The organism is Labilithrix sp. (assembly GCA_019637155.1).
GTDB lineage: Bacteria > Myxococcota_A > Polyangia > Polyangiales > Polyangiaceae > Labilithrix.
On sequence record JAHBWE010000014.1, the window covers coordinates 237,160 to 263,938 of the forward strand.

The 26,779-nt window shown below is 69.2% G+C and carries 22 protein-coding genes; 13 read left to right on the forward strand and 9 right to left on the reverse strand.

The annotated features are described in order from the left end of the window. Positions 1 to 22 precede the first annotated feature (22 nt). The gene (locus KF837_28875; GenBank protein ID MBX3231373.1) at positions 23 to 670 is read left to right on the forward strand and encodes a hypothetical protein; all 648 of its coding nucleotides are present in this window, start codon (positions 23 to 25) and stop codon (positions 668 to 670) included. Positions 671 to 680: 10 nt separating this feature from the next. Further along, positions 681 to 1,478: a hypothetical protein gene (locus KF837_28880; protein ID MBX3231374.1), complete on the forward strand. Its 798-nt coding sequence runs from the start codon at positions 681 to 683 to the stop codon at positions 1,476 to 1,478. On the opposite strand, the gene KF837_28885 is transcribed toward KF837_28880, so the two are convergent. Then, positions 1,471 to 2,775, reverse strand: a complete 1,305-nt coding sequence (locus tag KF837_28885; GenBank protein ID MBX3231375.1) for a type VI secretion system contractile sheath large subunit — start codon at positions 2,773 to 2,775, stop codon at positions 1,471 to 1,473. The genes KF837_28880 and KF837_28885 overlap by 8 nt on opposite strands. After that, entirely contained in the window at positions 2,772 to 4,037 is a 1,266-nt protein-coding gene (locus tag KF837_28890; GenBank protein ID MBX3231376.1) for an FHA domain-containing protein, read from the reverse strand. The genes KF837_28885 and KF837_28890 overlap by 4 nt, the downstream gene beginning before the upstream one ends. A gap of 66 nt (positions 4,038 to 4,103) precedes the next feature. Between KF837_28890 and tssH the strand changes: the two genes are divergently transcribed. From tssH to tagF, 6 genes are read left to right on the forward strand one after another with little or no spacing between them, the layout of a single operon-like run. Then, complete coding sequence (gene tssH, locus KF837_28895) at positions 4,104 to 6,722, forward strand: type VI secretion system ATPase TssH (protein ID MBX3231377.1); 2,619 nt, start codon at positions 4,104 to 4,106, stop codon at positions 6,720 to 6,722. A gap of 1 nt (position 6,723) precedes the next feature. Next, the gene (tssJ, locus tag KF837_28900) at positions 6,724 to 7,362 is read left to right on the forward strand and encodes a type VI secretion system lipoprotein TssJ (protein ID MBX3231378.1); all 639 of its coding nucleotides are present in this window, start codon (positions 6,724 to 6,726) and stop codon (positions 7,360 to 7,362) included. 1 nt (position 7,363) lies between these two features. After that, a complete protein-coding gene (gene tssK / locus KF837_28905; protein MBX3231379.1) occupies positions 7,364 to 8,704 on the forward strand; it encodes a type VI secretion system baseplate subunit TssK in 1,341 nt (446 codons plus the stop codon). Further along, positions 8,701 to 9,387 (forward strand): type IVB secretion system protein IcmH/DotU, encoded by a 687-nt coding sequence (gene icmH, locus KF837_28910; GenBank protein ID MBX3231380.1) that lies wholly within the window; start codon positions 8,701 to 8,703, stop codon positions 9,385 to 9,387. Before tssK ends, icmH begins: the two co-directional genes overlap by 4 nt. Positions 9,388 to 9,390: 3 nt before the next feature. Continuing rightward, positions 9,391 to 12,969 (forward strand): type VI secretion system membrane subunit TssM, encoded by a 3,579-nt coding sequence (gene tssM / locus KF837_28915; GenBank protein ID MBX3231381.1) that lies wholly within the window; start codon positions 9,391 to 9,393, stop codon positions 12,967 to 12,969. Between the two features lie 3 nt (positions 12,970 to 12,972). Next, the gene (gene tagF / locus KF837_28920) at positions 12,973 to 13,932 is read left to right on the forward strand and encodes a type VI secretion system-associated protein TagF (GenBank protein MBX3231382.1); all 960 of its coding nucleotides are present in this window, start codon (positions 12,973 to 12,975) and stop codon (positions 13,930 to 13,932) included. 512 nt (positions 13,933 to 14,444) lie between these two features. Here tagF and KF837_28925 read toward each other — a convergent pair. From KF837_28925 to KF837_28950, 6 genes are all read right to left on the reverse strand, one after another. Then, a complete protein-coding gene (locus KF837_28925) occupies positions 14,445 to 14,585 on the reverse strand; it encodes a hypothetical protein (protein MBX3231383.1) in 141 nt (46 codons plus the stop codon). A gap of 117 nt (positions 14,586 to 14,702) precedes the next feature. Beyond that, positions 14,703 to 14,912 (reverse strand): hypothetical protein, encoded by a 210-nt coding sequence (locus tag KF837_28930; GenBank protein ID MBX3231384.1) that lies wholly within the window; start codon positions 14,910 to 14,912, stop codon positions 14,703 to 14,705. A gap of 60 nt (positions 14,913 to 14,972) precedes the next feature. Then, positions 14,973 to 15,158 (reverse strand): SEC-C domain-containing protein, encoded by a 186-nt coding sequence (locus tag KF837_28935; GenBank protein ID MBX3231385.1) that lies wholly within the window; start codon positions 15,156 to 15,158, stop codon positions 14,973 to 14,975. Between the two features lie 5 nt (positions 15,159 to 15,163). Beyond that, complete coding sequence (locus KF837_28940; GenBank protein ID MBX3231386.1) at positions 15,164 to 17,410, reverse strand: helicase-associated domain-containing protein; 2,247 nt, start codon at positions 17,408 to 17,410, stop codon at positions 15,164 to 15,166. Continuing rightward, positions 17,407 to 17,640: a hypothetical protein gene (locus tag KF837_28945; GenBank protein ID MBX3231387.1), complete on the reverse strand. Its 234-nt coding sequence runs from the start codon at positions 17,638 to 17,640 to the stop codon at positions 17,407 to 17,409. The genes KF837_28940 and KF837_28945 overlap by 4 nt, the downstream gene beginning before the upstream one ends. Before the next feature lie 35 nt (positions 17,641 to 17,675). After that, complete coding sequence (locus tag KF837_28950) at positions 17,676 to 19,331, reverse strand: helicase-associated domain-containing protein (protein MBX3231388.1); 1,656 nt, start codon at positions 19,329 to 19,331, stop codon at positions 17,676 to 17,678. Between the two features lie 354 nt (positions 19,332 to 19,685). On the opposite strand from KF837_28950, the gene KF837_28955 reads away from it, so the two are divergent. Beyond that, the gene (locus KF837_28955; GenBank protein MBX3231389.1) at positions 19,686 to 19,883 is read left to right on the forward strand and encodes a hypothetical protein; all 198 of its coding nucleotides are present in this window, start codon (positions 19,686 to 19,688) and stop codon (positions 19,881 to 19,883) included. Between the two features lie 115 nt (positions 19,884 to 19,998). Beyond that, positions 19,999 to 20,655: a hypothetical protein gene (locus KF837_28960; GenBank protein ID MBX3231390.1), complete on the forward strand. Its 657-nt coding sequence runs from the start codon at positions 19,999 to 20,001 to the stop codon at positions 20,653 to 20,655. Between the two features lie 59 nt (positions 20,656 to 20,714). On the opposite strand, the gene KF837_28965 is transcribed toward KF837_28960, so the two are convergent. Further along, positions 20,715 to 21,704 carry a DUF2236 domain-containing protein gene (locus tag KF837_28965; GenBank protein MBX3231391.1) on the reverse strand — a complete coding sequence of 330 codons (990 nt, stop codon included), beginning with the start codon at positions 21,702 to 21,704 and terminating at the stop codon, positions 20,715 to 20,717. 177 nt (positions 21,705 to 21,881) lie between these two features. Here KF837_28965 and KF837_28970 point away from each other — a divergent pair, with 177 nt between their 5' ends. The 3 genes from KF837_28970 to KF837_28980 all read left to right on the forward strand — a co-directional run bounded on the left by KF837_28970 (position 21,882) and on the right by KF837_28980 (position 26,671). After that, positions 21,882 to 23,117 carry a hypothetical protein gene (locus tag KF837_28970; GenBank protein MBX3231392.1) on the forward strand — a complete coding sequence of 412 codons (1,236 nt, stop codon included), beginning with the start codon at positions 21,882 to 21,884 and terminating at the stop codon, positions 23,115 to 23,117. A 126-nt stretch (positions 23,118 to 23,243) separates the two neighbouring features. After that, positions 23,244 to 26,222: a HEAT repeat domain-containing protein gene (locus KF837_28975; protein ID MBX3231393.1), complete on the forward strand. Its 2,979-nt coding sequence runs from the start codon at positions 23,244 to 23,246 to the stop codon at positions 26,220 to 26,222. Further along, a complete protein-coding gene (locus KF837_28980; GenBank protein MBX3231394.1) occupies positions 26,219 to 26,671 on the forward strand; it encodes a cyclic nucleotide-binding domain-containing protein in 453 nt (150 codons plus the stop codon). Before KF837_28975 ends, KF837_28980 begins: the two co-directional genes overlap by 4 nt. Positions 26,672 to 26,779 lie beyond the last annotated feature (108 nt).

The window sequence follows — 26,779 nt, forward strand, 5'->3', positions numbered from 1 at the left end:
GTTCGGAAACTACATGCCGGTCGTGTTCCGGCTCAAGTACACCCCTTCCATGATGAGCTCCTTCAAGGAGATGCCGGCGCTGGAGTGGAAGGAGGTCATCACCCTCCTCGACCATGCCAAAGGCGAGTACTGGGTCTACATCGGGGATCAGTACCGCCGCTGCATCTCGAGTCCGACCTTCGCCACGTGGACGTACCGCTACATCATGGCGTACGAGTCGACGAAGAAGGGCATCGCCTACGACGAGCTGCAGGCGCCGACGATCTTGTATGATCGGAACGGCAGGCAGGTCTCCAAGGACGCGCTCCCGACGCTCAACTCCTCGCCCGAGAAGGCGAAGGCGGTCCGGGACTACCTCAAGCGCAACGGCGGAATGATGGACTGCACGGTGCGCGACTCGCCTGGAATCCAGACGCCCAAGGTCGGTGACGACACCGACAAGGAGCGCCTGCTGACCTTCGACTGCGGCCTGGCGGGCACCGGCCGGCGAATCTACTGCTGGCAATACCTGAAGGTGAGCTCCGCGACGCCGCAGGGCGCGTGGGTCAGGCAGTTCCAGTGGAACAACGGCTCACCGGGGCTCAAGATGACCGGCCTCAAGCGGGTGCAGCCGCCCGCCAACGTGTCCGTCGTCAAGCCCGGCGGCCTCGGGGCGGGGCAATACGAGTAGTGACCCTCCGATGAAATTCACGCAACCATCTCCAAACTTCTATTTCGTCTACGAACACGACCACGCCAACCGCGCACGAGCGTTTGCCGGCGACAAATGCCAGGACATCAACCAGCCGGCCAAGACCGTACAGAAGTTGGACACGCTCGTGTTCTGGGGCCACGGAACGCCCGCCGGCCTATGTGGAAAGGATGCCAAGGGGATCGTCGACGTCATCAAGAAGTGGCGCGCCCTCAATTCGAAGATCGAGACGGTCGAGATCCTCACGTGCAATTCGAGGCACGCCCCTGGCGGGAGTGATCCCTTCATCACGAAGCTGAAAAACCAGATGGGCTTCAGGTTGCGTAACGTCAAGGTCAAAGCCATGCCCATCCGGATGGGGCCGGGCGGTCTGCACGGAGATTCGATCCTGTTTGCGGACTACAATAGCAGGACGTGGTGCTACATGACGGCGCCGAGCGACCGGGAGCTGTTTTCGATGCGGTCGCTGTTCAAAGCGATCTGCGAGACGCTGCACGGCGACAACGCGGTGACCACCGCCACGTATCTGACGAGCTCCCCGCCGAGGAAGCCGAACGAGGGGGCCCCCTTGAATCCCTTTTCCAAGTGGGCAAAGGAAATCAAAGACATTCACGATTGCCAGCAGATTCAGGGATGGCTGGGAGGGAACGTTTCCCAGTTCATGAAGGACTTCCTGAAGGCCCTGGACGACGACGCGTTCCGGCGGGAGTTCATCGCGACCCGAAAGTACTCGATGAACTACGGCATGTTCGAGACCCTGAGGTCCGCGCTCGTCACGATCAAGTGAGACGCGCGCCGAGCGTGGCTTCGTCGAGGCGGACCTCCTCGAAGCCACGTGCGCGCACCGTCACTTCGAGCATTCGGCCCGCGATCGCCACGTCGATCGTGGGCTTCTTGCCGTTCCCCTGCGCGAAGAGCTCCGTCAGCACGACGAGCGCGGCCTCGCGCGCAGCGGCGGGATCGCTCCCCGCCGGGATCGACGCGGCGAGCTGGGTGACGGTCTGCCCGAGGCGCACGAGGAAGAGCTGATCGACGAGGGAGAGCGACGCCGCCGGGCTCGTGCCGCCTCTCGAAGCTTCGCGGTGGAGCACGTTCGCTTCGGCGATCATCGCGCCGCCGTCCGTGCTCGCGAGGAGGATGACGCCGGCGGCGGCCGCCTCCGTCGCGACGTCCTCCGTGACGGTCGCCTCGAGCGGGCCGGTGCCCGCGATCGGGCCCGTGATCGCGCACGGCCAGCCCGTCCGCACGAAGCTGGCCACGCACGCTGCTGCGACGAGCTCGGGTGCGGACGCGGCGCGAGAGCCGTTCAGCGCGATGGCGATCCAGCGCATCGCGTCCTGCGCCGCCGTTGCGCGGAGCGCCGACGCGCGCGGCGCGTCCGAGGCGCGGAGGCGGCGCTGCGAGCGCCCGAGGGACTCGAGGTCGTCGTGGCCGAGGAGCGCGGGGACGCCGCCGCAGATGACCGGCGTCGAGATCGCCTCGGCGCGGCGCGCCCAGCCCTCGAGCCGCTCGAGGTCACGCGGGCTCCCGTCGATGATGTGATCGACGACGACGAGGTCGAGCTGCGCGGCGTTCGCGAGCTCCGCGAGCACCGCGTCGACGTCGTCCGCCGCCGCGGGAAATGCGGTGATGACGACGTCTTCGTTCGCGGACGCGGTGAGGAAGTGGAGCCCGCGCCAAGCCCGTTCGATCGCGCGGACCTCCGGGTGAGACGCGAGCGCGCTCGCGGCCGCGTCGGCGCGGTTCTCCTCTTTCGCTTCGCGCGATCCCATCCCGTCGAGGATGTCGTCGAGGAGCGAGCTTCCGGCGGACGGGGCCTGTGGCGCCTCGAGCGCGAGCGAGCGGACATAGCCGTTCTCGGCACGGATCGACTCGGGGTGGAACGAGGCGAGCGACGAGAAGCGGTGCTCGACGCGCACGGGTTTGCCGCCGGCCGGGTTCGGCAGATCGACGACCACGCCGGGTGCGTGATGGGACATCGTCTGATCGAACGTCGCGTGCTCGAACCGGAGCGGACCCTTCCAGGCGCCGTCGATGGCGTGGTCGGCGCTCGCACGAAGAGGAGCGAGGACGAGGACGTTCATTCCGAGTCTTCGGGCGTGTCGACCATGCTGCGGTACTGCTTGTACGACTCCGCGAAGTCGGCGCCGAAGAGCGCTGCGAACATGCGCTTGTCGCCGTCGTCCATGTCGCCGTGCTTGCCGCCGTAGACGCGCCACAGCTCCTTGAAGCGCCACGGGCCCCACATGAAGTTCGTCTTGCCCTGCTTCTTCAGCTCCTCGAGCGCGGCGTCGGTCGCCTTCGGCGAGAGCTCGTCGAGGAGGGATTTGACCCCGCGCATGATCGCGTGGAGCAGCGCGAGCTGGTGAATCATGAGGTCGGCGAAGGTGCCTTCGATCGCCTTGTGCGCCTCGCGACCCTTCTGCGTCCAGTCGAGCAGGTGCTCCGCGAGCTCGCGCTCGTCCTTCGCGGTCTCGACGCGCCGCTCGGACTGCGCCGGGCCGCGCTGGATCTGCATCTGCGACGCGAACTGCCGGTAGCCGTCCCGGAGCGGGACGAACGCGCGGAGGAAGACCTCGACGGTGTCGCGCAGCTTCGTGAGGAAACGCGCGAGGTCTTCGGGATCGTCGAGCGGCTTCGCGTGCGGCAGGAGCGTGCTCGCGATCTCGCGGACACCCTGGAGCGCGATCTGCTCGAGCCGCCGCTGCTTCGGGTTGTCCGAGACGGGCGGCACGCTCGCGGTCGCCGCCTGCGCGGCCTGCTGGAGCTGGAACTGGCGCGCCTTCTCGAGCGCGGCCGCCTTCTTTCGCTCGAACTCGGACTGATCGAGGAGCAGCGTCGACTGGAGGTTCCCGCCGGGTGTCCCTTCGGCCGCCTCGAACTGCGCGCGAGCCGCTGCCAGCTTCGGATCGTTGAAGGCGAGCGTCTCGTTGATGTTCGTGATGAACGAGTTGTCGAGGATGCCCTCGTCGTCGCCGGTCGACGCCTCGCCGAGGCTCTGCGGGACGTTCTCCTCGTACGCCTCGACCGCGACCTCGGCGACGAGCGCGTCGATCGTGAGCGGCCCTATCCCGAACGAGTTCTTGTGCGGCTCGAGCGACGTCAGCGTGTGCGCCGGCGCGCGGTTTCCGCTCAGCTTCGTGCCGTTGCTGCTGCCGAGATCGCGCAGCATCAGCTCGTCGCCGTGGAGCTCCACGACGGCGTGGAACTGCGAGACGAAGCGGTCGACGATGCAGAGATCGTTCAGCGTATTTCGCCCGATGCGCACGGGGAACTGCGTGAACGTGCGGTCGACGACGACGTCGTTGGCCGTGTTCTTGATTCGTAGCTTGAGGCCCGTCGCCAAGGATGGTCAGCCTACTCGAAGTCCTGTACGAAAGGCACACGGGATCGTGTCCCAAAGGAGTGCCCCATGCTCGTCGCCGAACCGCGCGCGCTTTTCAAGAAGCTGACCCCGACCTGCACCCGCGCCCTCGAAGCCGCAGCAGGCGCCTGCGTCACCGGACAGCATTACGAGGTTACGGTCGAGCATCTGCTCGGCGCGCTCCTCGAAGATCGCGAGAGCGACATCTCGGTCGTGCTCGATCACTACCGCGTCGACCGCGCGAACGTGCAGCAGGCGGTGCAACGCTCGCTCCGCGATCTCCGGAGCGGCAACGCCGGTAAGCCCGTGTTCAGCACGCGGCTCCTCGAGCTCATGCAGGACGGCTGGGTCTACGGGTCGACCGAGCTCGGCGAGAGCGCGATCCGATCGGGCGCGCTCCTCGTGCGCGTCCTGCAGACGCCGAACAAGTACCTCCCGAGCGAGATCGCCGCGCTCGACGCGGTGCCGAAGGACGACCTCCGCAAGAACCTCGCGACCGTCGCCGGCGCGAGCGGCGAGGCGGCGCGCCTCGCGCAGACCGAGGGCGCCGCGCCGGCCGCGCGGAAGACCGGCACCGTCGGCCGCGATCCCGAGGGGCCGCTCGCGCGCTACACGACCGACCTCACGCAGAAGGCGAAGGACGGGACGATGGACCCGGTGTTCGGCCGCGAGCCGGAGGTCCGGCAGGTCGTCGACATCCTCGTCCGCCGCCGCAAGAACAACCCGCTCATCGTCGGCGAGGCCGGCGTCGGCAAGACCGCGCTCGTCGAGGGCCTCGCGATGCGCATCGCCGAGGGCTCGGTCCCCGAGCAACTGAAGGAGGTCTCCCTCCTCTCGCTCGACATGAGCGCGCTCCAGGCCGGCGCGAGCATGAAGGGCGAGTTCGAGAAGCGCCTCAAGGGCGTCATCGACGAGGTGAAGGCGTCGGCGAAGCCGATCATCCTCTTCATCGACGAGGTCCACACCCTCGTCGGCGCCGGCGGCGCGCAGGGCACCGGCGACGCGGCGAACCTGCTCAAGCCCGCCCTCGCGCGCGGCGAGCTCCGCACGATCGGCGCGACGACGTGGGCGGAATACAAGAAGTACATCGAAAAGGACCCCGCCCTCGAGCGCCGCTTCCAGCCGGTGAAGGTCGAGGAGCCGTCGATCGAGAACGCGACGCTCATGATGCGCGGGGTCGCCCGGAAATTCGAGGAAGCTCACGGAGTCGTCATCCTCGACGAAGCCGTCAAAGCCGCCGCGGAGCTCTCCGCGCGCTACATCTCGGGCCGCCAGCTCCCGGACAAGGCGGTCGACCTCCTCGACACGAGCGCCGCTCGCGTGAAGATCACGCGCGCCGCTCCGCCCGCGCTCCTCGAGGACACGCGCGCGCAGCTCGCCGGCCTCAAGCGCCAGCTCGAGGCGTTCGGGCGCGACTTCACCGCCGGCCTCGCGATCGACGAAGAGGCGAAGACGAAGGCGGAGGCGCTCGAGCAGGAGCTCTCCGCGAAGGCGACCGAGCTCGAGGCGCGCCTCGCGGAGCAGAAGGCGATCGTCGAGGAGATCGACGCGCACCGCGTCGCCAACACGAACGGCGAGGACGGAGCGCGCGACAAGCTCCGCGCCGCGATCGAGAAGCTCCGCGCGATCCCGGCGGAGCAGCGCCTCGTGCACGCCGACGTCAACGAGACCGTCGTCGCGTCGATCATCGGCGACTGGACCGGCATCCCGGTCGGCAAGATGGTCAAGGACGACGTCTCGATCATGCAGAGCCTCGACAAGCTCCTCCAGGAGAAGGTCCGCGGTCAGGACCAGGGCCTCGAGCTCGTCGCGAAGGAGCTCCGCGCCGCGAAGTCCGGCCTCAAGTCGCCGCTGACGCCGCTCGGCGTCTTCCTCTTCGTCGGTCCCTCCGGCGTCGGCAAGACGGAGGCGGCGATCTCGATCGCGGACCTCCTCTTCGGTGGCGAGCGCTTCATGGTCACGATCAACATGAGCGAGTTCCAGGAGCGGCACACCGTCTCCAAGCTCATCGGCGCGCCCGCCGGCTACGTCGGCTACGGCGAGGGCGGCATCCTCTCCGAAGCGGTGCGCCAGCGTCCCTACTCCGTCGTCCTCCTCGACGAGGTCGAGAAGGCGGACAAGGACGTGATGAACATGTTCTACCAGGTGTTCGACAAGGGCACGCTCGCCGACGGCGAGGGACGCATCATCGACTTCCGGAACACGGTCGTCATCCTCACGTCGAACCTCGCGACCGACCTCATCACGAACGCCGCGCCGCCGGGCGAGGAGCCGCCGATGCTCGAGGACCTCGCCGCGCTCGCGAAGCCGACGCTCACCGCGCACTTCAAGCCGGCGCTCCTCGCGCGCATGACGGTCGTTCCGTTCATCCCGATCAACCCCGAGGCGCTCCTCGGCATCACGAAGATGAAGCTCTCGGGCGTCATCAAGCGCGCGAAGACGACGCACAACATCGATCTTCGCATCGACGAGGCCGTCTACAAGGCGATCGCCGACCGCTGCAAAGAGGTGCAGAGCGGCGCGCGCAACATCGATCACATCGTCCGCGGCTCGGTCCTCCCGATCGTCTCGAACGAGATCCTCAAGGCGATCGCGGACGGCGACCCGGTGAAGGTCCTCGACCTCAAGGTCGATCCGACCGGCGATTTCGTCTGCAAAAAAGCGTGACGTGAAGCGGCTCGTAGTCTTCGCGCTCCTCGTCTCTTGCGGCGGCAAGGAGACGATCCTCCCGCTGAAGGAGGACAAGAAGTGCGAGGTGCAGGTCGTCTCGCTCAGCATCGTCGCGTCGCCGTCGATCAACCCCACGATCGATGGCGAGACGCGGCCGGTGCAGATGCGGATCTACCAGCTCAAGGACGACGTGAAGCTCCAGGCCACGACCTTCGAGCAGGTCTGGAAGGAGGACGCCGAGGTCCTCGGCCAGGACGTGATCAAGAAGGACGAGGTCTTCGTCTATCCGAACACGCGCACCGACGTGAAGTTCGATCGCGACCCGGCCGCGTCGTTCATCGTGGGGGCGGCGCTCTTTCGCAATCCGAAAGGACGAAGCTGGTACCTTTCGTTCGAGCTGCCGCCGGCGCCCGGGAAAGGGAACTGCCTCGTCGCCGCCCCCGATTGTCCCGATGGCACGTGTGGACCGAACCTCAATCCGAAGTTCTCGCTCTGGGTCGACGCCACGCGCGTCGACGACGGCGCGGATCACCTCGCCGACGTCACCGACGGCCGCCGGATCCGCGTCGTGCAGCTGAGCAAACCCGTGGCCGCGCCGCCCGCCTCCGGCGCGGCGCCTCCCGAGGCGAAGAAGTGAGATGAGTCAGAAGCTCGTTTGGACCGAAGGCCTCTTCATCACGCAGCACCACTTCCAGCGGCTCGATCGCTACCACGAGCGGCTGCTCGCCGATCGGATGCGCCTCGCGCACGGCTACGACTGGGGCGTGACCGAGCTCGCGGTCGACGAGCGCGCCCTCGCCGCGGGGCAGCTCTCGATCTCGCGGCTCACCTGCGTCCTGCCGGGCGGCGCGGTGCTCACGGGAGAAGACGCGATCCCGCCGCGGCCGTTCGACAGCGAGTTCACCCCGCAGATGCCGTCGCTCGACGTCCACGTCGCGATCGCGCAGGAGGTCGACGGCGCGCCCGCCGTCGCGCTCGATCCCGCGTTCACGACCGTGAGCCGCTACGCGCGCGCGCAGGAGACGTTCCCCGACGTGAACACGGGGACCTCGCCGCAGGCGGTCGACGTCGCGCGCCCGCTCGCGCGCCTCCTCTTCGGCGAGGAGCGGCGCGACGGCTTCGACACGATCAAGATCGCGCAGCTCGTCCGCTCTCCCGCCGGCGCCGTCATCTTGAAGGAGAACTACGTCGCGCCGGTGCTCCGCATCGCGGCGTCGCCGTACCTCGCGCGAGGCTTCCGCGCGCTCCTCACCGCGATGACCGCGCGCCAGCGCGCGCTCGCGGAGTCGCGGCGGCAGCGCTCCGCCGGCGCGGTGGAGTTCGATCAGGGCGATCTCCCGAAGCTCTGGCTCCTCTCCACCCTCAACACGTATATCCCGACGATCGCGCACCTCGTCGACGCGCCGGCGGTGCACCCCGAGCAGGCGTACCTCGTGCTCGGGCAGCTCATCGGCCAGCTCTGCACGATGGCGGCGGACGCGGATCCGACCACGATCCCGAAGTTCGTCTACACCGATCTCGGGAGCGTCTTCGAGCCGATGTTCGCGCGCGCGAACGCGCTCATCGGCTCCGCGATCCAGGCGCGCTCGACCGCGATTCCGCTCACGCGGCGCGAGGACGGCGTGTTCCTCGGACGCGCGAGCGGCCCCGACATCATGCGCTCCGACTTCTTCGTGTCGGTGTCGACCACGCTCCCCGACGCGCAGGTCCGCGAGCGCCTCCCGCGCCTCATGAAGATCGCGTCGGAGCACCAGATCGGCGCGATCATGCACTCCGCCGTAGCGGGCGCGCCGCTGGAGCTCGAGTACCGCCCGCCCGCCGCGCTGCCGCTCCAGCCCGGCCTCCACTGGTTCCGCCTCGGACGCGCCCCCGAGTTCTGGGCCGACATCGTCGCGACCGGTACCTTTGCGCTCTACCATCCGTTCGACCCGAACACGCTCTCCCTCGCGCTCTACGCGGTCGAGTCCCAAGGCAAATGATCGACAAGATGTACTGGGCCTGCGGGGAGGTGCTCTCGGCCTCGGCACAGTTCGCCGAGGCGCCGAACCTGCCGTCGCCCGACATCATGAAGCGCCGCATCGCGACGCTGCTCGAGGACATGGAGCGGAAGGCGACCGAGCTCGGGATCCAGAAGCGCGACCTCGACGACGCGAAGTACGCGATCGTCGCGTTCATCGACGAGCAGCTCTTCCGCGCGCGCTGGGCGGGGCGGCAGGAGTGGATGCTCGAGCCGCTCCAGCTCCTCTACTTCAACGAGAACACCGCCGGCGAGGGGTTCTTCGAGCGCCTCGACGCGCTCGAGCGCGATCCGGCGCGCGTGCACGTCCTCGAGGTCTACTACCTCTGCCTCGCGCTCGGCTTCCAGGGCAAGTACGCCGTGCGCGGCGGCGACGGGCTCGGCGCGGTCACCGATCGGATCGTCGGCATCCTCGCGCGCGCGACGCCGCGCGGCGACACGCTCTCCCCGCACGACGCGCCGGCCGACACGCGCGGGATGCGCGCGCGGCGCGAGACGCCGGTCCTCGTCGTCGGCGGCATCGTCGTCGCGGTCGCGATCCTCGTCGCGGTGACGCTCAAGATCGCGCTCTCCTCCGCGACCTCCGACGCGACCGCGCGCATCACGACGTCGACGCAGGCGGCCAACGCAGGGACGAAGAAATAAGCGATGTGGGCCTGGATCGTCGCGGTCGTTCTCGTCATCGGAGCCTGGGCGGCGGGCTTCTTCTTCGAGGTCGCGCTCTGGATACGGATCGCGATCACGGTCGTCGCGGTCCTGTTGATCGTCGGCTACTACGTCGTGCGCCGCATCCGCGCGAAGTCGGCGGCGAAGGCGCTCGAGCGCGAGCTGTTGAAGCAGGCCGAGCAGCAGGCCGCGAACGCGCGCCCCGATCGCCGCGCGGAGATCAACGAGCTCCACGCCCAGTTCAAGCGCGGGCTCGGCGCGCTCAAGGGATCGCGCCTCGGGGCCGGGACCGGCGCGAACGCGCTCTACGCGCTGCCCTGGTACATGATCGTCGGCCCGCCCGGCGCGGGGAAGACGACCGCGATCCGCCACTCCGGCCTCGACTTCCCGATCCCGGACGCGACCGGGGCGCTGCGCGGCGTCGGCGGTACGAAGAACTGCGACTGGTGGTTCACGAACGAGGCGATCCTCCTCGACACCGCGGGGCGGTTCGCGACGCAGGCCGACGACCACGAGGAGTGGATGGCCTTCCTCGACATGCTCCGCAAGCACCGCGACAAGACGCCGATCAACGGCGTGCTCGTCGGCATCAGCATCGCGGACGTCGTCGGCGCGACGGAGGAGCAGGCGGAGCAGACCGCGAAGGCGCTCCGCGCGCGCATCGACGAGGTGATGACGCGCCTCCAGATGATCGTCCCGGTCTACGTGGTCTTCACCAAAGTCGACCTCATCGCCGGTTTCGTCGAAACATTCGAAGACCTGAAAAAGAGCGAGCGCGCGCAAATCTGGGGTGTCACGTTCCCGCTCGCGCAGGCCTCGATGGACGAGCCGAACAAGGCGTTCGAGGCCGAGTTCGATCTGCTCATCGAGGCGCTCCACGGCCACGCGCTGCGGCGCCTCGCGAACGTGCGCGGGCACGACAAGCGCGCGCGCATCCACCAGTTCCCGATCGAGATGCGCGCGCTGAAGGGCGCGCTCGCCGAGTTCATCGGCGCGCTCCTCCGCAAGAACACGTACCAGGAGACGCCGCTCTTCCGCGGCGTGTACTTCACGAGCGGCACGCAAGAAGGCCGCCCGATGGACCGCGTGATGGCGGGGATGCAGCGCGCCTTCGGGCTCCGCGTCGGCGGCTCGGTGGAGCCGCCGATGCCGGCCGCGGCCGACGCGAAGAGCTACTTCCTCACCGACCTCTTCCGCCGCGTCATCTTCCCCGATCAGTTCGTCGCCGCGCGCACGCGGGGCGAGGCGCGCCGCCAGCTCTTCGCGCGCATCGGCATGGGCGTCGGCGCGGCCGCCCTCGCCGCCCTCATCGCGATCCCGGCGATCACGAGCTACTTGAAGAACCGCGAGCTCGTCCGCTCCACCGGCGCGATCGCGGACGAGGCCGAGCGCGTCGACTGGACCGACAAGGCGAAGGCGACGGAGGGCCTCGCGCGGATCGAGCCGCTCCGCGCGCGGCTCCACGAGCTCGAGACCTGGAACAAGGACGCGCCGCCGCTCTCGTACCGCTGGGGCATGTACTCCGGCAACACGCTCTACGAGCCGGTGCGCGACGAGTACGTCTCGATCGTCCAGCGCGCGATGATCAAGCCGGTGAAGGCGTCGCTCGAGGAGCACCTCCGCTCGATCGAGGCGAACCCGAAGCGCACGCCGGAGGAGTTCAACCAGCGCTACGACGAGCTGAAGAAGTACCTGATGCTCACCGAGCGCGAGCACCTCGACGTCGACTGGGCCGCGCCGCGCATCACGCGGCTGTGGGCGGAGCAGGCGCACCTCAAGTCCGCCGACGACGAGGCGGTGGTGCAGCTCAACGTCGAGGAGTACCTGCGCCTCGTGAAGAGCGGGCAGCTCTCGCCCGCGACGCGCGACGAGCGTCTCGTCACCTACGTGCGCTCGGAGCTCCTTCGCACGCCGCAGATCGGCCGCCTCTACGAGAACCTCGTCCGCGACACGAACACCGAGATCGCGCCGCTCCGCCGCGAGAGCATCTTCTACGGCTCGATCGCGACGTTCGTGAGCAGCAAGCGGAACCTGAAGATCGACGGCGCGTACACGAAGCTCGGCTGGGCGAAGGTGCGCCGCCTCCTCGACGCGGAGAAGACGAAGCTCACCTCCGAGGGCTGGGTCCTCGGCACCGAGGACGAGCGTATGCCCGCCGATCAGATCGACAAGGAGGTCGCCGCGCTCCGGCAGATCTACTTCGATCGCTACCGCGAGGCGTGGCGCGACTTCCTCGCCGACCTCGTCGTCGCGCAGCCCACGAGCGCAGAGGCGTCGCTCGAGGAGCTCCTCGCGCTGACGGAGCCGGAGTGGCCGTACCTCCGCCTCGTGCGCATCCTCGCCGACAACGTCGAGCTCGAGATGACGAGCGCGGAGGCGGGGAAGCCGGGCATCCTCGAGCAGGTCGAGGAGCGCGCGAAGGAGGCGGCGAAGCAGAAGCTCTTGGGGCAGCAGGTGAGCCTCGACGCGGGCGCGCTCCTGAACCGCGATCGTCCCGCGTCGCCGGTCGAGCTCGCGTTCCGTCCGATCACGACGTTCGGGATGCCGCCGAAGGACGCGCCGCCGGGCGCGCCGCCGACGGGGCTCTCGCAGTACATGGGCGTGCTGCGGAAGCTCGTCGGCGTGCTCGGCGATCTCAAGGACGCGAAGGCGGCGCCGGATCCGAAGGCGCTCACGGGCGAGTTCGAGCAGGCTTACCGCGCGACGACCGCGCTCCTCGCCGATCAGGACGCGTTCACGCGGCCGCTGATGTCTCCACTCCTCCTCGATCCGATCGCGTCTTCGTGGGGGAGCGTGCTCAAGGACGCGGGCGGCGCGGCGGGCGGGCTCTGGGAGATGACGGCGTGGAAGACGTGGAGCACGAAGCTCGAGCCGAGCTATCCCTTCACCGATCGCGCCGCGAACGACGCGAAGATCGAGGACTTCACCGCGTTCTTCCAGCCGGAGAAGGGGCAGATCTGGTCGTTCTACGAGCAGAGCCTGAAGGGCTCGCTCGAGAAGCAGGGCGACGACTTCGTGCCGTCGCGTCGCTTCAAGGGGCAGGTCCCTTACACGAACGAGTTCCTCGGCTGCCTCAAGAAGGCGTCGAAGATCACAGACGCCACCTTCGGCGCCGATCCGAAGGCGCCCTCGGTCGCGTTCGAGGTGAACCTCCACTCGGTGAGCCCCGACATCTCGGAGGTCACGATCGAGGTCGACGGCGTGAGCCGCACGTACACGAACACGCCGGAGGAGTGGCTCGCGGTGACGTGGCCGGCGAAGGACGCGAAGGCGCGCGGCGCGAAGGTCCGCGTGCGCGGTCTCGCGGGGCTCCAGGAGGAGATCAACCGTGCGGGCGACTTCGGTCTCTTCCGTCTGCTCGACGCGGCCGATCTCAAGCCGGGCACGGCGCCGGGGAAGGCGGGCGACGTCGCGGTCGTCGTCGCGACGTGGAAGCTCGCGAGCAAGCCGGACGCGACCGTGAAGATCGACATCAAGCCGGCGAAGACGGACGCGCCGTTCGCGAAGGGCTTCTTCGCGGGCCTCAAGTGTCCGCGTCTCATCACGCAGGGGGAGCGCTGAGGGGTGTTCGGGTTCCTCGGCAAGAAGGCGCGCTCGGAGGTCGGCAAGGTCGAGGGGGTCGCCAAGGTCCCCGCGCTCGGCGACTTCGTGCGCACCCCATCGCCGAGCGACGAGCTCCTCGCCTTCGAGGCCTGGGTGACACGCGCGCTCGAGACGGCGGAGGCCCGCGGCGCCTCGTTCAAGGACGCCTTCGCGGCCGGCGCGGCGCACGCCTTCGTGTGGTCGGGCGCGCTCGACAAGAAGCTCCGCGGCGTGTTCGCCGGCGTCCTCGCGCCGAGCCACGACGCGGTGGGCCGCCGCTTCCCGATCGTCCTCGGCGTCGCGGTGCCGGTCGCGTCGCTCGCTACGCAACCGCACACCGCGCCGCTCCTGCTTCACGAGCTCTTCCAGCACGCCGCCGCCGCCGCCGCGCGCGTGAGGCAGGCTCGCAGCGCGTCCGAGCTCCACGCGCACGTCGCCTCGATCGCGCCGCCGTCGCTCGACGACGTTGGCGGATGCCTCACGCGCTACGCGGAGTGGGCGAAGAACGCGCGCGCGAGCGACGCGTCGACCGCGCTCTACGGCGGCGACGCTGGCTGGCGCCACGCGCTGGGGACGATCGTCGACGCGACCGCCGCGTACCGCGGCCAAGACGCGCCGCCGCTCTCGCTCGGCGTGCGGGTTCCGCTCGGCGCGCAGCACGGCAACCAGCTCGCGATGTGGCTCGACTTCGTGCGCAGCGCCGCAGGCTGGAAGTCGACGGTCCCCACGCTCTTCTTCCCACTCGCAGGGACGAGCGCGCTGATCCAGCTCGGCGCAGAGGCGCCGGCGAGCGTCCTCGTCGATCTGTTCGCCCCATCGCGCGACAGCAACGCGGTGTGCGACGTCACGAACGCCGACGCCGCCCCGCCCCCCGCCTCGGCCCGCGCAGAGGTCTACGCCGCCACCTCCCTCGCCGACGTCGCCACCGAGCTCGCGCGCTGAGCGCGGCGATCTCGATCATGCTTGGACACGCGTTCCCGCCACGTTGCCAAGGTGGGCGTCCCGATTGTCGATCGCGCGGAAGTCGTCCGACTGCACGATGCGCGATAGACTTGGGCATGGCGGCCGCCTTTACCGTCCCATTCGACACATCCTCGACGAGATCCGCCACGAGGTGGTTGATCTGCTCGCGAGGAGCCCGAGCGACCGGGGCGCGATGGAGTCGCTCGTGCGCCGAGTCCTGTTGGGTCACGACGAGAGCGGCGAGCCAATCGCCGAGCCGCACATGGCCATCCTACCTCTGCCGAGTGTTCTCGGACCGTATCCCGACGGGCGCGTTCGTCGCGTTGCGCTGGCTGGCTTCGGCTGCTCCGAAGATCCGAACCGACGCGCGATCGTCGAATTGGCCGCGGTGCTCCTCCATGGGCGCGAGTTGCGCGATAACGGTCGTGGCACGAGCATCGTGCTCGGCACAGAGCTGGATGCTCAGTGGCTGCGGAGCATCACTCGACGCTCTACTCGTCCTCGGGGACCGGTGGCTCGTTCTTGAGCGTGACCATGTCGACGTGCTCATCGTCGAACCGGTACCAGATCCAGAGGTTCTGGCCGGGGACGCGGCGCACAAGCGCGAAGCCGGGCGCGAACTTCGCCCGCACGTCCATCGGACCTGGAAGGAGTTCGCTTTCGCTCAGCGCCCGGATCGCTGCGAACACGGCCGCCGAGCGGGGCGGATCCGATCCCGAGCGCGCGCATCGCGCGACGGAAGCCGAAGTTCAGCCTCGGGACTCGTCCTCGGCCCAGGGCCATTCTCCAGTACTTGCGGCGTGGTCGAGCTGTTCGCGGGTGAGCTCGATGTACTCGCCGCGATCGAACTCCGCGATGCCCGCGACAATCTCAGCCTCGAGCGCTGGCGAGACCTTGACGTCTCCGCTACCCGAGATCGCCTTCGCGACCGCGTCCCTCGCCCTCGGTGCGTTCGACATGTCCTTACTATGACGACGATCGCTCGCCACGTCACGAATCTCGAAGCCGGACCGCGCGTCCTACCGCGACACGTCGACGAAGGCGCGATCGATGAACTCCTCGAGCTTCTGGATCGCCGCGGCGCGCTCGGCCTGCGTGTGCGGCAAGCCGCTGCTGCGCACGGGAGCGTTCGGGCCCCCGCAGCACTTCTTGTACTTCTTCCCGCTGCCGCACGGGCACGACTGGTTCGGACCGGTCTTGGCCATCGGCGTCACACGCGCCGCGCGCGGCGAGGACGGCGGCGGCCCTCGGAGCGATCGATCATCGCGAGGAGCTTCTCGGTTTCCTTGATCAGCTCGTCCGTCTCACGAAGAGAGGGGCTCTTCACCGCGGGAGGGACGACGCTCATGGTCAACGAGGCCACGCCGAGGCCGACCTCTTCGAGCAGTGCCTTCAGGCGTTTCTGCTCCGACGCGCGAACGACGAACCATCCTGGCGCGAGGGCGCCCGCGAGGAGCGGAGCAGCGCGCTTGCTCTCGACGAGCGCGTTCGCGACCTCCTGATCTCCGATCCGAAGGACGAGCAGCTCGCCGAGCTGCACCTCGGCGCTGCGACGTGCGGGGGCGCACCAGCGGACGAGCGCGACTCGGAGGAGCGCGGGCACGGCTCCCTCACCGCCGAGCCACGCGAGCGCCTGCGCCGCCGTGACGCCGAGGTCGCGGGCGCGTCCGACCGTGCGTCGATCGAGCGTGAACGTGGGAGCACCATCGTTACCGCTCAAACGGGCGAGTCGCGCTCGCGTGACGAGGTCGAGGCGCGCGCCCGGGCGCGCCGTCACGCTTCCGTCCTCTCCGACGACCAGCGCCGGCGGCACGTACGGCGCGCCGCGTCTGAGGACGAGCGCGTCGCGCTTCCGAGCCCAGTCGGTCATCGAGCGAGCGACGTTCTCGGGCAAGGATGTGCGACCCTCGCGCGTGAGCGCTCCGAGCGCGTCGTCGACGGTGATGCCGGCGTCGAGCGCGCGACAGACCGAGGCGCGCGTGATGCGGTAGGTCCGCACGACTCCGCCGCCGGGCGCGGCCTCGGCGAGGCGGCCGAGCATCGCGATGACGGAGCCGTTCGACGTCGCGTCGGTGTAGAGGAGGACATCGAAGTTCGGCTGCACCGTGAGGCATCCCGCCCGCGATGCCGCGGGTGCATCGGCAAGGGCGACGTCCGGCGCCCCGAAGGCGGCGCGCCCCTCCTCGGTGAGACGAAAGATCCAGCGCGCGGCGTCCGGAGTCGCGTCGCCGCGCTCGACGAGGCCGAAGTGATGCAGCGTCACGAGGATCGCGTTCGCGCACCAGCCGCCGAACAGGTCGAGCCAGTACGCGCGTTCGCGTTCGGGCCCGCGCGGGAGGTCTTCCTTGTCTCGCGCGGCCTCGAACGCGGGACGCCATTGCGCGTCGAGCATGTAGAAGTTTCCGAGACGGCCGACATGCGCATGCAGATCGAGGAGCAAGCGCTCGAGGTCGAGCCACCCAACGTGGTGGGCCGCGACACGCGCGAGCAGCCACGCGACGATGGAACGCGCGGTCGTGAGCTGCCCGCTCCTCCAGCTTTGCTCCGCGTCCATGCCTCCGCGGATCGCCCCGGCTCCATCTCGCCAGCGGCCGAGCGCGAGCCACGCGCGGATCCACGCGTGCATCTGGACGACGGAAGGCTCGGCGAGATGACGATGCAGCCGATCGATCGCTACGACGGCGGTGTCATCGTCCGCGCGCACGACGACACCGAGCTCGAGGAGGATGGCGAAAGCGAGCTCGTTGGCGTCCGGAACGACGAGCGCTCCCTCGCGTTCGGGCAGCGCCTTCGCGAGGCGCGCTCGTGTTTGCGCAGGGAGGCTGCCGTCGCGATTGAGCCGCAGGCGACCGAAGGACGCGAGCGCGGAGGCGACCTGTTCGAGCTCCAGCATCCACTCGGACGTCGTGCGTCGCTCGCTCGACGGCGGCGTAGACGAGGCGGAAGCGCCGGCGTGCTTCCACGGCACGGGACCCGCGGGAGGAACGACGCCGCGCGCCGCGGAGACGACGGCGAGCGTCGGATGCTGATGCGGATTCCATGAGCTATAGGAGAAGGACGCGCCGCCGTCCGGAGCGACGAGGACCATGCGCTCGCGGAGCGGCCTCACGGGATCGTACGAACGCGCGGTCGGCCTCCCCGCGGGCTCGACCTCGAAAATGATGCCGCGTGCCGAGAGCTCGAGGCGGAGCAGCTCGCCGTCGATCATGCCTCCGTAGCGCTCGATCACGGCCATGACGGCGCGTTCCTCCGCGCGCATGCCCGCGAGCAGTTCGGCGACGCGCGGTGTCTTCCGCATCGCGAGCGTGAGCCCGGCGGCGAGCTCCGCCTTGCGTCGCGGCTCGTTACCGCGCATCCAGAAGCGCGCGGCGGCCGTCATGTCGCCGACACGCATGTCCTCGAACGCAGGGGTTGCCGGCGCCGCTGGCGGTGAGGCCGCGAGGACGAAGCGCGTCACGACCGCGCTCCAGCGACGACCTTCGGCGTGTGGCCCGCCGCACGGAGGGCGGCGACGAGGTCGTCCTCGCGCCCCGGATCGACGAGCGCGACGGTGTCGGAGAAACGCCCGAGCAAGAAGCGAGTCAGCCGCGGATCGCTCGCGACCGCGACGAGACTCGCCGGGTCGTCGACCTCGAGGAAGGAGAGACGGTCCGCCGCGCCGGCTTCGTCGTCCGGCTCGGGCGTCAACAGCGGGAGATAGCGGTCGAGTGGATGGGGACGTTTCACGCCTGGAATACCTCGGGGGTCGCGACGTCGTAGGCATAGCCCTGCTCGGCGAGGAACGTCTGGCGCCGATGGCCTGCCTCCTCCTCGTCCGTGTCGCGCGAGACGAGGGTAAAGAACTGCGCGCCCCGACCGTCGGCCTTCGGGCGTAGCACTCGCCCGAGGCGCTGCGCCTCCTCTTGGCGCGATCCGAACGCGCCCGAGACCTGAATGAGGAGATCGGCCTCGGGGAGATCGATCGCGAAGTTGCCGACACGGGAGAGGACGAGGTGCCGCGTCGTCCCGCGGCGGAAATCGTCGTAGAGGCGCTCGCGCTCGTTCGCCTTCGTCTTGCCCGTGATGACGGGGACGCGGAGCAGCCGCGCGAGTCGTTCGAGCTGCTCGACGTACTCGCCGAGGATGAGGACGCGACTCGCCGGATGGCGCCGGACGATGTCGCGCACCACCTCGGTCTTCGCCGGGTTCTCGGCGGCGATCCGAAAGCGGGTCCGCCGATCGGCGAGCGCGTACTCCATCCGCCGAGCCGGCGGCATCGCGACGCGCACCTCGGTGCAGCGCGCCGCGGCGATCCACGACCGGGCCTCCAGCTCGCGCCACGGCACGTCGTAACGTTTCGGTCCGATGAGCGCAAAGACGTCGCCCTCGCGACCGTCCTCGCGGACGAGCGTCGCCGTCAGTCCGAGGCGCCGCCGGGTCTGGAGGTCCGCCGTCGCGCGGAAGACGGGCGCGGGGAGGAGGTGTACCTCGTCGTAGACGATGAGGCCCCACGGCCGCGCAGCGAAGAGCGCGAGGTGCGGGAAGTCGTCGTCGCCCGACGCACGCCACGTCAGCATCTGATAGGTCGCGAGCGTGACGGGGCCGGTCTCCTTCCGCTCCGCCGTGTAGGTCGCGACGTCTTCGTCGGCGAGCGTCGTCTTGTCGAGGATCTCGCGCCGCCATTGATGCACCGACGACGTGCTGGTCGTGAGGATGAGGGTGGTCTGGCCGACCGCCGCCATCGCGGCGAGGCCGACGACGGTCTTCCCCGCGCCGCACGGCAACGTCACGACGCCGCTCCCGCCGCTGGCGTTGCCGGACTGGTGGAACGCGTCGGCGGCGGCGCGCTGGTAGTCGCGGAGCACGCATGTCTCGCGGAGGCGAACGTCGAGCGAGGACCCGTCGGAGTACCCTGCCCGATCGTCGACCGGGAACCCGACACGTACGAGCGCTTGCTTGAGCTCGCCACGCGCCGCTCGATCGACGTCGAATGCGCGGTCGTCCGAACGCCGGAGGAGGCGCCCCACCGTTTTGTCTCGCGCGATCCGCTCGGCGGTCTCGGGATCGACGCAAGAGAGCCGAAGGCCGTCCGGCGTGCGGTCGAGCGTCAAGAGTCCATATCGCGCGGCAAGCTCGCGAACGTTCGCGATGACGGTCGCCGGGACCGTGTAGCGCGCGAAGGCATGCAGCGTCTCGACCATCGTCTCCGCCGTCATGCCGACCGCGCGCGCGTTCCAGATCGAGAGCGCCGTCACACGGTAGGTGTGAACGTGCTCTGGACTCTTCACGAGCTCCGCGAACGGCGCGAGCAGACCGCGCGCTTCGTCGGCGCCAGGCGCATGGGTCTCGAGCAGGATCGACCCGTCGCTCTGCACGATGATCGGGCGTTCGTCGCGCATGCGCGGCTGCTCTCGTGAACCATCACGCGCGGCTCGTCAAGCGACGCGGACTCGCGTGCGTTCGACGAGCTGGGGACATGATGGTGGGAAGGTCGGTGGAAGCTGTGGAGAGCGGCGAGGAACAGCGGGGAAAGGTGAAGTGGGTCCCACCTTTCGGACCGCGGGGGAGTTGGCCCGTGCGGACACGCAAAGAGCAAGCGCTCGGATCTGCGGGTTGTCGGGCTCGGTGTGCTCGTGAGCGAGACGGTTCCGCTCAGCAACCTGGTCGCGCTCTCTCTCCGACCTCGATCCGCCAGCCACTTCTCCATAGCGCGACGTCGCGGACGCTCGGTTAGGCTTCGTTCAACTCGACGCTTGGCTGTGCGGTCGGCGGCCTCTCTTCTCGAGGAGCTGAGCTCGCTCGACGAGTCGACGACGATCGAAGCGAAGGAGGCCAAGCGCATCGACCGCTCCGTGCTCGAGACGGTATGTGCGTTCTCCACTGAGCCGGGGCTGGAGGTGGCTACCCTCCGGATCTATCCAGTGCCCCTCTCACGGATCCCCACCAGGTGAGGGCGGATTCCCCACCAGGTGACGGCGGATCCCCACCAGGTGAGGGCGGATCCCCACCAGGTCGGCTCCAAACCGGTCGCGCTCGAGCTTCCCCCGGAGCTCGCCGAGCACATACGTGCGGCGGGTTCGCGCCCGCGCAAAGCGAAGGCTCATCAACACGCTGCAGGAGGGCAAGAGCCTCGTCGAGATGATCACGGGCCACCGCCACGACGATCTCGAGACGCGCGCCACGGTGCAGAACTGCATGCGCCTCTACCAGCGCCTCGTCACGCTCGGGACGCGCTGGAAGCCGGACTACAAGATCCAGCTCCAGGTCGACAAGCCGGAGATCGACTGCGAGGCGTCGCTGGACGAGATCCGCGACGTAGGACGTGGCACCGTGCTCCAGCTCGAGCAAGTCCTGACGAGGCTGCGCCTCCCGACGATCCTCGCGAACCTCACCCCCGGCGAGAAGACGATCATCTACACGCACTACGTCGATGGCATCGCAGGGCCGCTCCGCGAGGCCATCGAGCGGGCGGGCTACCGCGCCGGGCTCTTCACCGGCGAGACGGACGACGCGCACCTCAAGGAGCTCTTGAAGCCGGACGGGAGCATCGACGTGCTCGTGGCCTCGAGTCGCATCGGCACCGGCGTCAACGGGCTCCAGTACGTCTGCAACAAGCTGATCATCAACTCGCTTCCGTGGACGACGCGGCGTATGAGTAGCTCATCGGGGCGCCTCTATCGGCAAGGAGCCGCTTCGACAAGGTGCGCGTCATCATCCCAGTGACCTTCGCGACGGTGAAGGGCGAGCGCTGGTCCTACTGCGAGTCGAAGCTGCTCTCCCTATCAACCGGGGAGCGGAGCGCGACGCGGGCCCTTGACGATCGTTCGGAGCGGGGCCTGCGCGAGGAGGCTCCCGACGAGGTGCTCGACCCACGCCGAGGCCTCGAGCGACGCGACCGGCACTCCGAGGCGTCGCTTCGCCGCGACGTACGCGGGATGCTCGCGCGCGACGTCCGGGAGCCGGAGATACACGGCATGGAACGCGCGGACCGACGCGGCGTGGATGGCGCGCTCTCGTGCGCCCCACCGGAGCTGGAAGTCGGCGCGCAGGCGCGGCGGGAGGAGGGCGGCGGTCATGACCTCCGTCCATCGCGCGAGCGGTGCGTAGCCCGGCCGCCGCGGCGTCAGGAGGAAGCGCGCGGTCTCCCTCGCGCGCTCGCCGACCGCGATCGCCGGCGAAGCGAGCATCGCCGCGAAGTAGGCGCGGAAGGCGGGCCCGTCCGGCGGCAGGACGGCGTCCGAGATCCCGAAGAGGCGCGCGAAGCGCTTGGTCTCGTCGTAGTACCGATCGCGCTCGGTGTCGGTGAGCGGTCGAACGAGCGCGTCGTAGACGAGGAGCGCGGAGTCGACGAGCGTGGCATGGACCCACATGAGCGCGTCCTCGTCGTTCGCGTCGTAGCGGTCTCCGCGACGGAGCGCGCCGACGTCCTCGTCGATGACGCCGTGCACGTGGCGATGCACGGCATGCACGCGGCGCGCGCTCGCGACCGCGCTCTCGAGGTCGCCGAAGACCATCGCGTACACGTTGTCGAACGTGCGCTGGAAGCGCCCGAGCGGATCGACGCGCGTCGACGACTGCTTCGCGATCGCGTGAGCGACGAAGGGGTGCGCGAGCTGAAGGAGCGCCGCGCGCCCCGCGCCGGCGAAGAGCGCCGCCTCTCGATCGATGCTCCACATGAGCGACGAGGGCCCGAAGACGCCGCCCCGCGGGTCGCGCACGCCCGCGCGCACCACGGCGATCCCCGCTTCGAGCTGCTCCTTCGAAACGATCATCCTCTTGTTGGCTAGCACATGGGCGCGTCGCGACTCGCAACTGCGGCGATGAAGCACGCCGTTGCACGCGAGGTGCGATCGCCTCGCTGTTGTACGCCAAACGGAGGAATTGCGACGTCGCGGGCGTTTGGATAACTCACCGTTATGAATTACGCCGGACGTTGCTTGCTCATCGCCTTGTCGGTTGCCACGCCTTTGTTCTTCGCGTGCACCGAGAGCGAGACGGGCGGGGTCGATCCGGATGCGGGAGTCGACGGGGGCGTCGAGGCCGAAGCGGGGTTGGGTGGGTGCCTCGAGATCACGGAAGACGTCCGCGCCGACACGGTTTGGGAGAAACGCATGACCGATCCCGACGCGGCCGACGCGCCCGATGTCTGTGTGCGCGGGACGATCACGGTGCAGGGGGTTCACCTCACCATCGCCGCCGGCGTTCGTGTCGAGTTCGGTCCGGCGGCGTCCCTCCGAGTCTCCTCCGCCGAGGGCTCCGCGTTGACCGCGGAGGGCACGGCCGAGAAGCGGATCACCCTCTACGGTTCTTCGGCGGAGCCGGGCTGGTGGGACGGTCTCGAGATCGAGTCGGCGGATCCTCGCAACAAGCTCGCGCACATCCTGATCCGTGACGCGGGCGGTGGGCGCTCCGTGACCGCGGACGACACGCTCGGCAGGCAGCAGGCGGCCATCGTCCTCGACGCCGAGCCGGGGCGCCCGGCGGAGGCCTCGCTTCGCGACATCACCTTCGAAGACAACGCCGGCTGGGGCCTCATCGTCGAGGGGATCTCGGACGCCTCCGCCCTCGCGAACCTCGGCTTCGTGCGCAACGCGGACGGCGCAGCCATCCTCTCTCAGCGCAACGTGCACAAGATCGACAACTTCACCTTCGAGGGGAACGGCTTCGACGGCGTCGCGATCACGTCGATCGTCAACCTCGAGCTGCCCTCGGCCGTGACGTGGAAGGCCCTCGGCGGTGGCGCGAAGTACTGGGTGCGCGAGTCGCTCACGTTCCTCACGAGCCTGACGATCGAGCCGGGCGCCAAGTTCCAGCTCGCAGCCGGTACGGCCCTCTCGTTCCCCCAGAACGCGAGCAACACGCGCGCAGAGGTGGTGATCGTGGGAACCGCGGAGAACAAGATCTCCTTCGAGGGCGAGCAGGCCGTGGCGGGCCACTGGGAGGGCATCGAGGTGACGACCGGCCACGCGGCGAACAAGATCCACCACGCCGAGATCGGCCACGCGGTGAAAGGGATCCGTCTCCGCAAGGCCGGCGCGTTCCCGGGCGCGGTGCTCGACGTGGCCAACACGCGCATCCACGACAGCTCGGCGTGCGGAATAGAGAACACCAGCACGACCGACAACACCCTGACGACGACGAACGTGACGTTCGAGAACAACGCCGCCGACAACTGCACGCCTTGATCGACGGCCGCGCGGCACGTTCGCGGGGGGCGACGACGGTGTTGAGCCGGTGCGCACGCGTCGAGTACGTTGTTCGTTGGAGCGGTGACGACGACGGGGAGTTCACCGAGAGCAACGACGTCAGGGATGGGGGGCGCGCTCGCGCGGCTCTTCAAGCTGCGTCTGGGCGAGGCGCTTCCGACGCTCACGATGTTCGGGATGTTCTTCTGCGTCGTCGGGGCGTTCGTCATCGGGCGCGCGGTGCGCGACACGCTCTTCCTCGCGGCCATGCCGGCGTCGAGGCTCGCGCCGGTGTACGTCGGGCAGTCGGTCGCGCTCGCGGTCGTCAGCTCCGCGTACGCGATCGTCGCGCAGCGTGTTCGCCGCGGGGCGAACGGGCGCGCGCGGCTCATCGTCGTCACGCCGGTCGTCCTCGGGCTCTCCCTCCTCGGCGCGCGCGCGCTCCTCGGGTCCGGTCATTGGATCCTCTACGTGCTCTACCTATGGGTCGAGGTGATCGGCACGGTCTCGCTCCTCGAGTTCTGGTCGTTCGCGAACGAGCGCTATCACGCGCGTGACGCGAAGCGGCTCTTCGGCCTCATCGCCGCGGGGAGCACGGTGGCGACGATCCTCGTGGGGCTCGTCGTGTCCGGCCTCGCGCCGCGGATAGGCGCGAGCAACCTGCTCTTCCTCTCTGCCGGGCTCCTCCTCGCCGCCGCGGCGCTCGGCAGCGTCGCCGCGAAGCGTCTCTCGGGTCATCACCCGTCGTCGCTGTCGCCGCCGCCGCCAGGCGCGCGTCTGGTCAAGCGCGAGGAGGCGATGGAGCGACGCGTGCTCCGAGCGCCGCACGCGATCGCGATCGCGCTCGTCGTGCTCATGACGACGCTCGTGGTGACGCTCGTCGACTTTCAGTTCAAGGCGATCGCGGGGCAGACGTTCGGGGCGGACAGGGACGCGCTCGCGTCGTACTTCGGCACGTTCTACAGCGTGAGCGGCGGCGTCGCGCTCTTCGTTCAGCTCGGGATCACGGGACGCCTGCTCGAGCGCTTCGGCGTCGTCGGAACGCTCGGCGTCCTGCCGCTCCTCCTCCTCGGCGGATCGGCGGCGCTGTTCGTTCATCCGTTGCTCTGGGCCGCGACGTTCGCGAAGGGGTCCGACAGCGTCCTCCGCTACACGTTGAACGACGCAGGCATGCAGCTCCTCTACATGCCTCTCGCCGCGGACGCTCGCGGGCGCACGAAGGCGTTCGTCGAGGGCCTCGTCAAACCAGGGGCGCAGGCCATCGCGGGCGCCGGTGTTCTCTTCTGGGGAGCGACGTCGGCGGCGATCGCGCCGCTGTCGGTGGGCGCGATCCTGCTCACGGTGGTCTGGATCCTCGTGCTCGTGCGTGCTCGCGGGACGTACGTCGACGCGCTGCGCGAGACCCTCCGCACGAGGCGCGCGCGACTCGTCGGGCGCGATGACGAGCTCGCGCTCTCCTCGTATGCGTCGGTCGTCGAGCAAACGCTCCGGCAGGAGGAAGACGACGAGGACCTCGAGCACTCGATCGAGCTCGCGATGAGCCTCCCCAAGGATCTGCTCCCCGCCGTCATCCCGCTCTTCGAGCATCCACGCGCCGTCGTCCGGAAGATGGCGTGCGAGTACGCCGTCGCGCACCACGCCAAGCCGACGCGGGCGAGCGACTCGAACGAGGCGCGCGCGGCTCGAATCGAGCGGCTCGTCGAGGCGCGCATCGATGACGTCGACGCCGACGTTCGCGCGGCCGCGATCGCGGGCTACTGCTCCCTCCTCGGCGCGGAGGGCCTACCGCGCGTGATGCAACAGCTCGAGCGCATGCGCCACGACGGCGATCGCGTGCGCCGCGAGCAAGCCGCGACGGCGCTGGGCGTGCCCGATCCTCGGTTCGCGGAGCTCCTCCTGCCGATGCTCGCGGATCGCGACGGCGGTGTGCGAAGAGCGGCGATCGCGTCCGCGGCGAAGATCGGCTCGGCGGAGCTCGTCGCGCCGCTCGTCCGGGCGCTCGGGGATCCCGCCATCGCCCGTGACGCGGCGTCTGCGCTCTCTCGATTCGATCGCGCGTCGCACGTCACGTCGCACGTCACGTCGCACATCGAGGAGGCGCTCGGTGAGCTGCTCGCGGATCCGAGGAAGCCTCTCGGTCGCGAGCACGTGCCGTCGATCCTCGGGCGGCTCGCGACCCCAAAGGCGATCGAGCTCCTCACGGCGGCGCTCGAGTCGAAGGAGGAGGCGCTCCGTCGCGCCGCCGCGCAGTCGCTCGCGCGCGCCTCGACCTCGACCTCGACCTCGACCGAGAGACCGCGAGGGAGCGACGGCGACGCGGAGTCGCTGCCGATCGATCGCGAGCGTCTCACGCGCGCGTGCTCCAAGGAGATCGCCCTCGCGTACCGCGCGATCGCCGCCGCGGAGGCCATCGAGCCGAACGTGCGCTTCACGCATCACGGCGCCTCGCAGCTGCCGAACGTCGGCGACGGAGGCGCGGCGGCGGCGCTGCTCGTGTCGGCGCTCCTCGAGCAGCGCGAGGGCGCGCAGGATCGAGCCTTCGCGATCGTCCAGGTGCTCTTTCCTGCGTCGGACGCGGTGGCGCTCCGCGAAGGAATGAAGGAGCGCGACGCGATCCGTCACGCGAACGCGATCGAGATCCTCGACAGCACGCTCGACGGCCCGATCCGCCAGCAGCTCTTGCCGCTCCTCGACGACTCGCATCGCTTGGAGAAGCTCGCCGCGGGCGCTCGCTTCTTCGATCTGCCGGCGTTCGATTCGCCCGAGGAGTGGATCGCCAGGCTGCTCGACGATGACTGCCCGTGGGTCGCCGCGTGCGCGGCGCACTACATCGGCGCGAGCGCGACTCACTCGCCCGCGTCGTTCGTGCCGCGTCTCCGGGAGATCGTCGAGCAGCGAAGCGCGGCGCCGATCGTGCGGGAGAGCGCGCTCGCGGCGCTCGAGGAGCTGTGCGGCGCGAAGGAGATCGGCGAGCTCGCGCGTCGCCTGCTCGCCGATGACTCCGCTGCATCTTTCGCGCCGCTCGTTCGTCGCGCCGAGCACATCCACGCGCGTGCAGACCGAGGTGACGACGCGAACGGGAACGCGAAGGAGATCGCTTCATGATCACGACGGCCGAGAAGGTGCTCTTCCTCAAGGGCATCGAGCTCTTCTCCGCGATCCCGAGCGCCGACCTCGTCGGCGTCGCGCTCGTCACCGAAGAGGTCGAGCATCGCGCCGGAGAGGTCCTGATGCGTGAAGGAGAGATCGCGAACACGCTCTATCTGATCCTCGAAGGCACGGTCATCGTGACGAAGGGGGAGCGTGTCCTCGCCGAGCTCGGCGAGCGCGAGGTCGTCGGCGAGATGGCGCTCCTCGACGCCGCGCCGCGGAGCGCCACCGTCAGCGCCGCGACGGACGTGTCGACGCTCGAGCTGCATCGCGATCCCTTCGAGCAGATCATGTCCGACCGCCCGGAGATCGGCCGCGGCATCATCAAGGTGCTGACCCAGCGTCTTCGCACCTCCTCCGCGCTGACGCCGGAAGCCGTCGAACGCCGCAGCACCGTGGGCTGACCCGCCGGTCTCCCCGCTCATCGCGGCTGTTCCTGAGATGAGCACGATCGCATCGACGGTTCGATGAACGCGTCGAGGTCCCGGGAGCTTCACGATCACGAGCCGTCG

Coding starts and splice junctions, on each gene's coding strand:
- tssM (MBX3231381.1), top strand. CDS start 9,391: ATGTGGGCCTGGATCGTCGCGGTCGTTCTCGTCATCGGAGCCTGGGCG.
- tssK (MBX3231379.1), top strand. CDS start 7,364: ATGAGTCAGAAGCTCGTTTGGACCGAAGGCCTCTTCATCACGCAGCAC.
- KF837_28980 (MBX3231394.1), top strand. CDS start 26,219: ATGATCACGACGGCCGAGAAGGTGCTCTTCCTCAAGGGCATCGAGCTC.
- KF837_28950 (MBX3231388.1), bottom strand. CDS start 19,331: ATGCGCGACGAACGCCCGATCATCGTGCAGAGCGACGGGTCGATCCTG.
- icmH (MBX3231380.1), top strand. CDS start 8,701: ATGATCGACAAGATGTACTGGGCCTGCGGGGAGGTGCTCTCGGCCTCG.
- KF837_28935 (MBX3231385.1), bottom strand. CDS start 15,158: ATGGCCAAGACCGGTCCGAACCAGTCGTGCCCGTGCGGCAGCGGGAAG.
- KF837_28975 (MBX3231393.1), top strand. CDS start 23,244: ATGGGGGGCGCGCTCGCGCGGCTCTTCAAGCTGCGTCTGGGCGAGGCG.
- KF837_28880 (MBX3231374.1), top strand. CDS start 681: ATGAAATTCACGCAACCATCTCCAAACTTCTATTTCGTCTACGAACAC.
- KF837_28965 (MBX3231391.1), bottom strand. CDS start 21,704: ATGATCGTTTCGAAGGAGCAGCTCGAAGCGGGGATCGCCGTGGTGCGC.
- KF837_28930 (MBX3231384.1), bottom strand. CDS start 14,912: ATGTCGAACGCACCGAGGGCGAGGGACGCGGTCGCGAAGGCGATCTCG.
- KF837_28885 (MBX3231375.1), bottom strand. CDS start 2,775: ATGAACGTCCTCGTCCTCGCTCCTCTTCGTGCGAGCGCCGACCACGCC.
- tssH (MBX3231377.1), top strand. CDS start 4,104: ATGCTCGTCGCCGAACCGCGCGCGCTTTTCAAGAAGCTGACCCCGACC.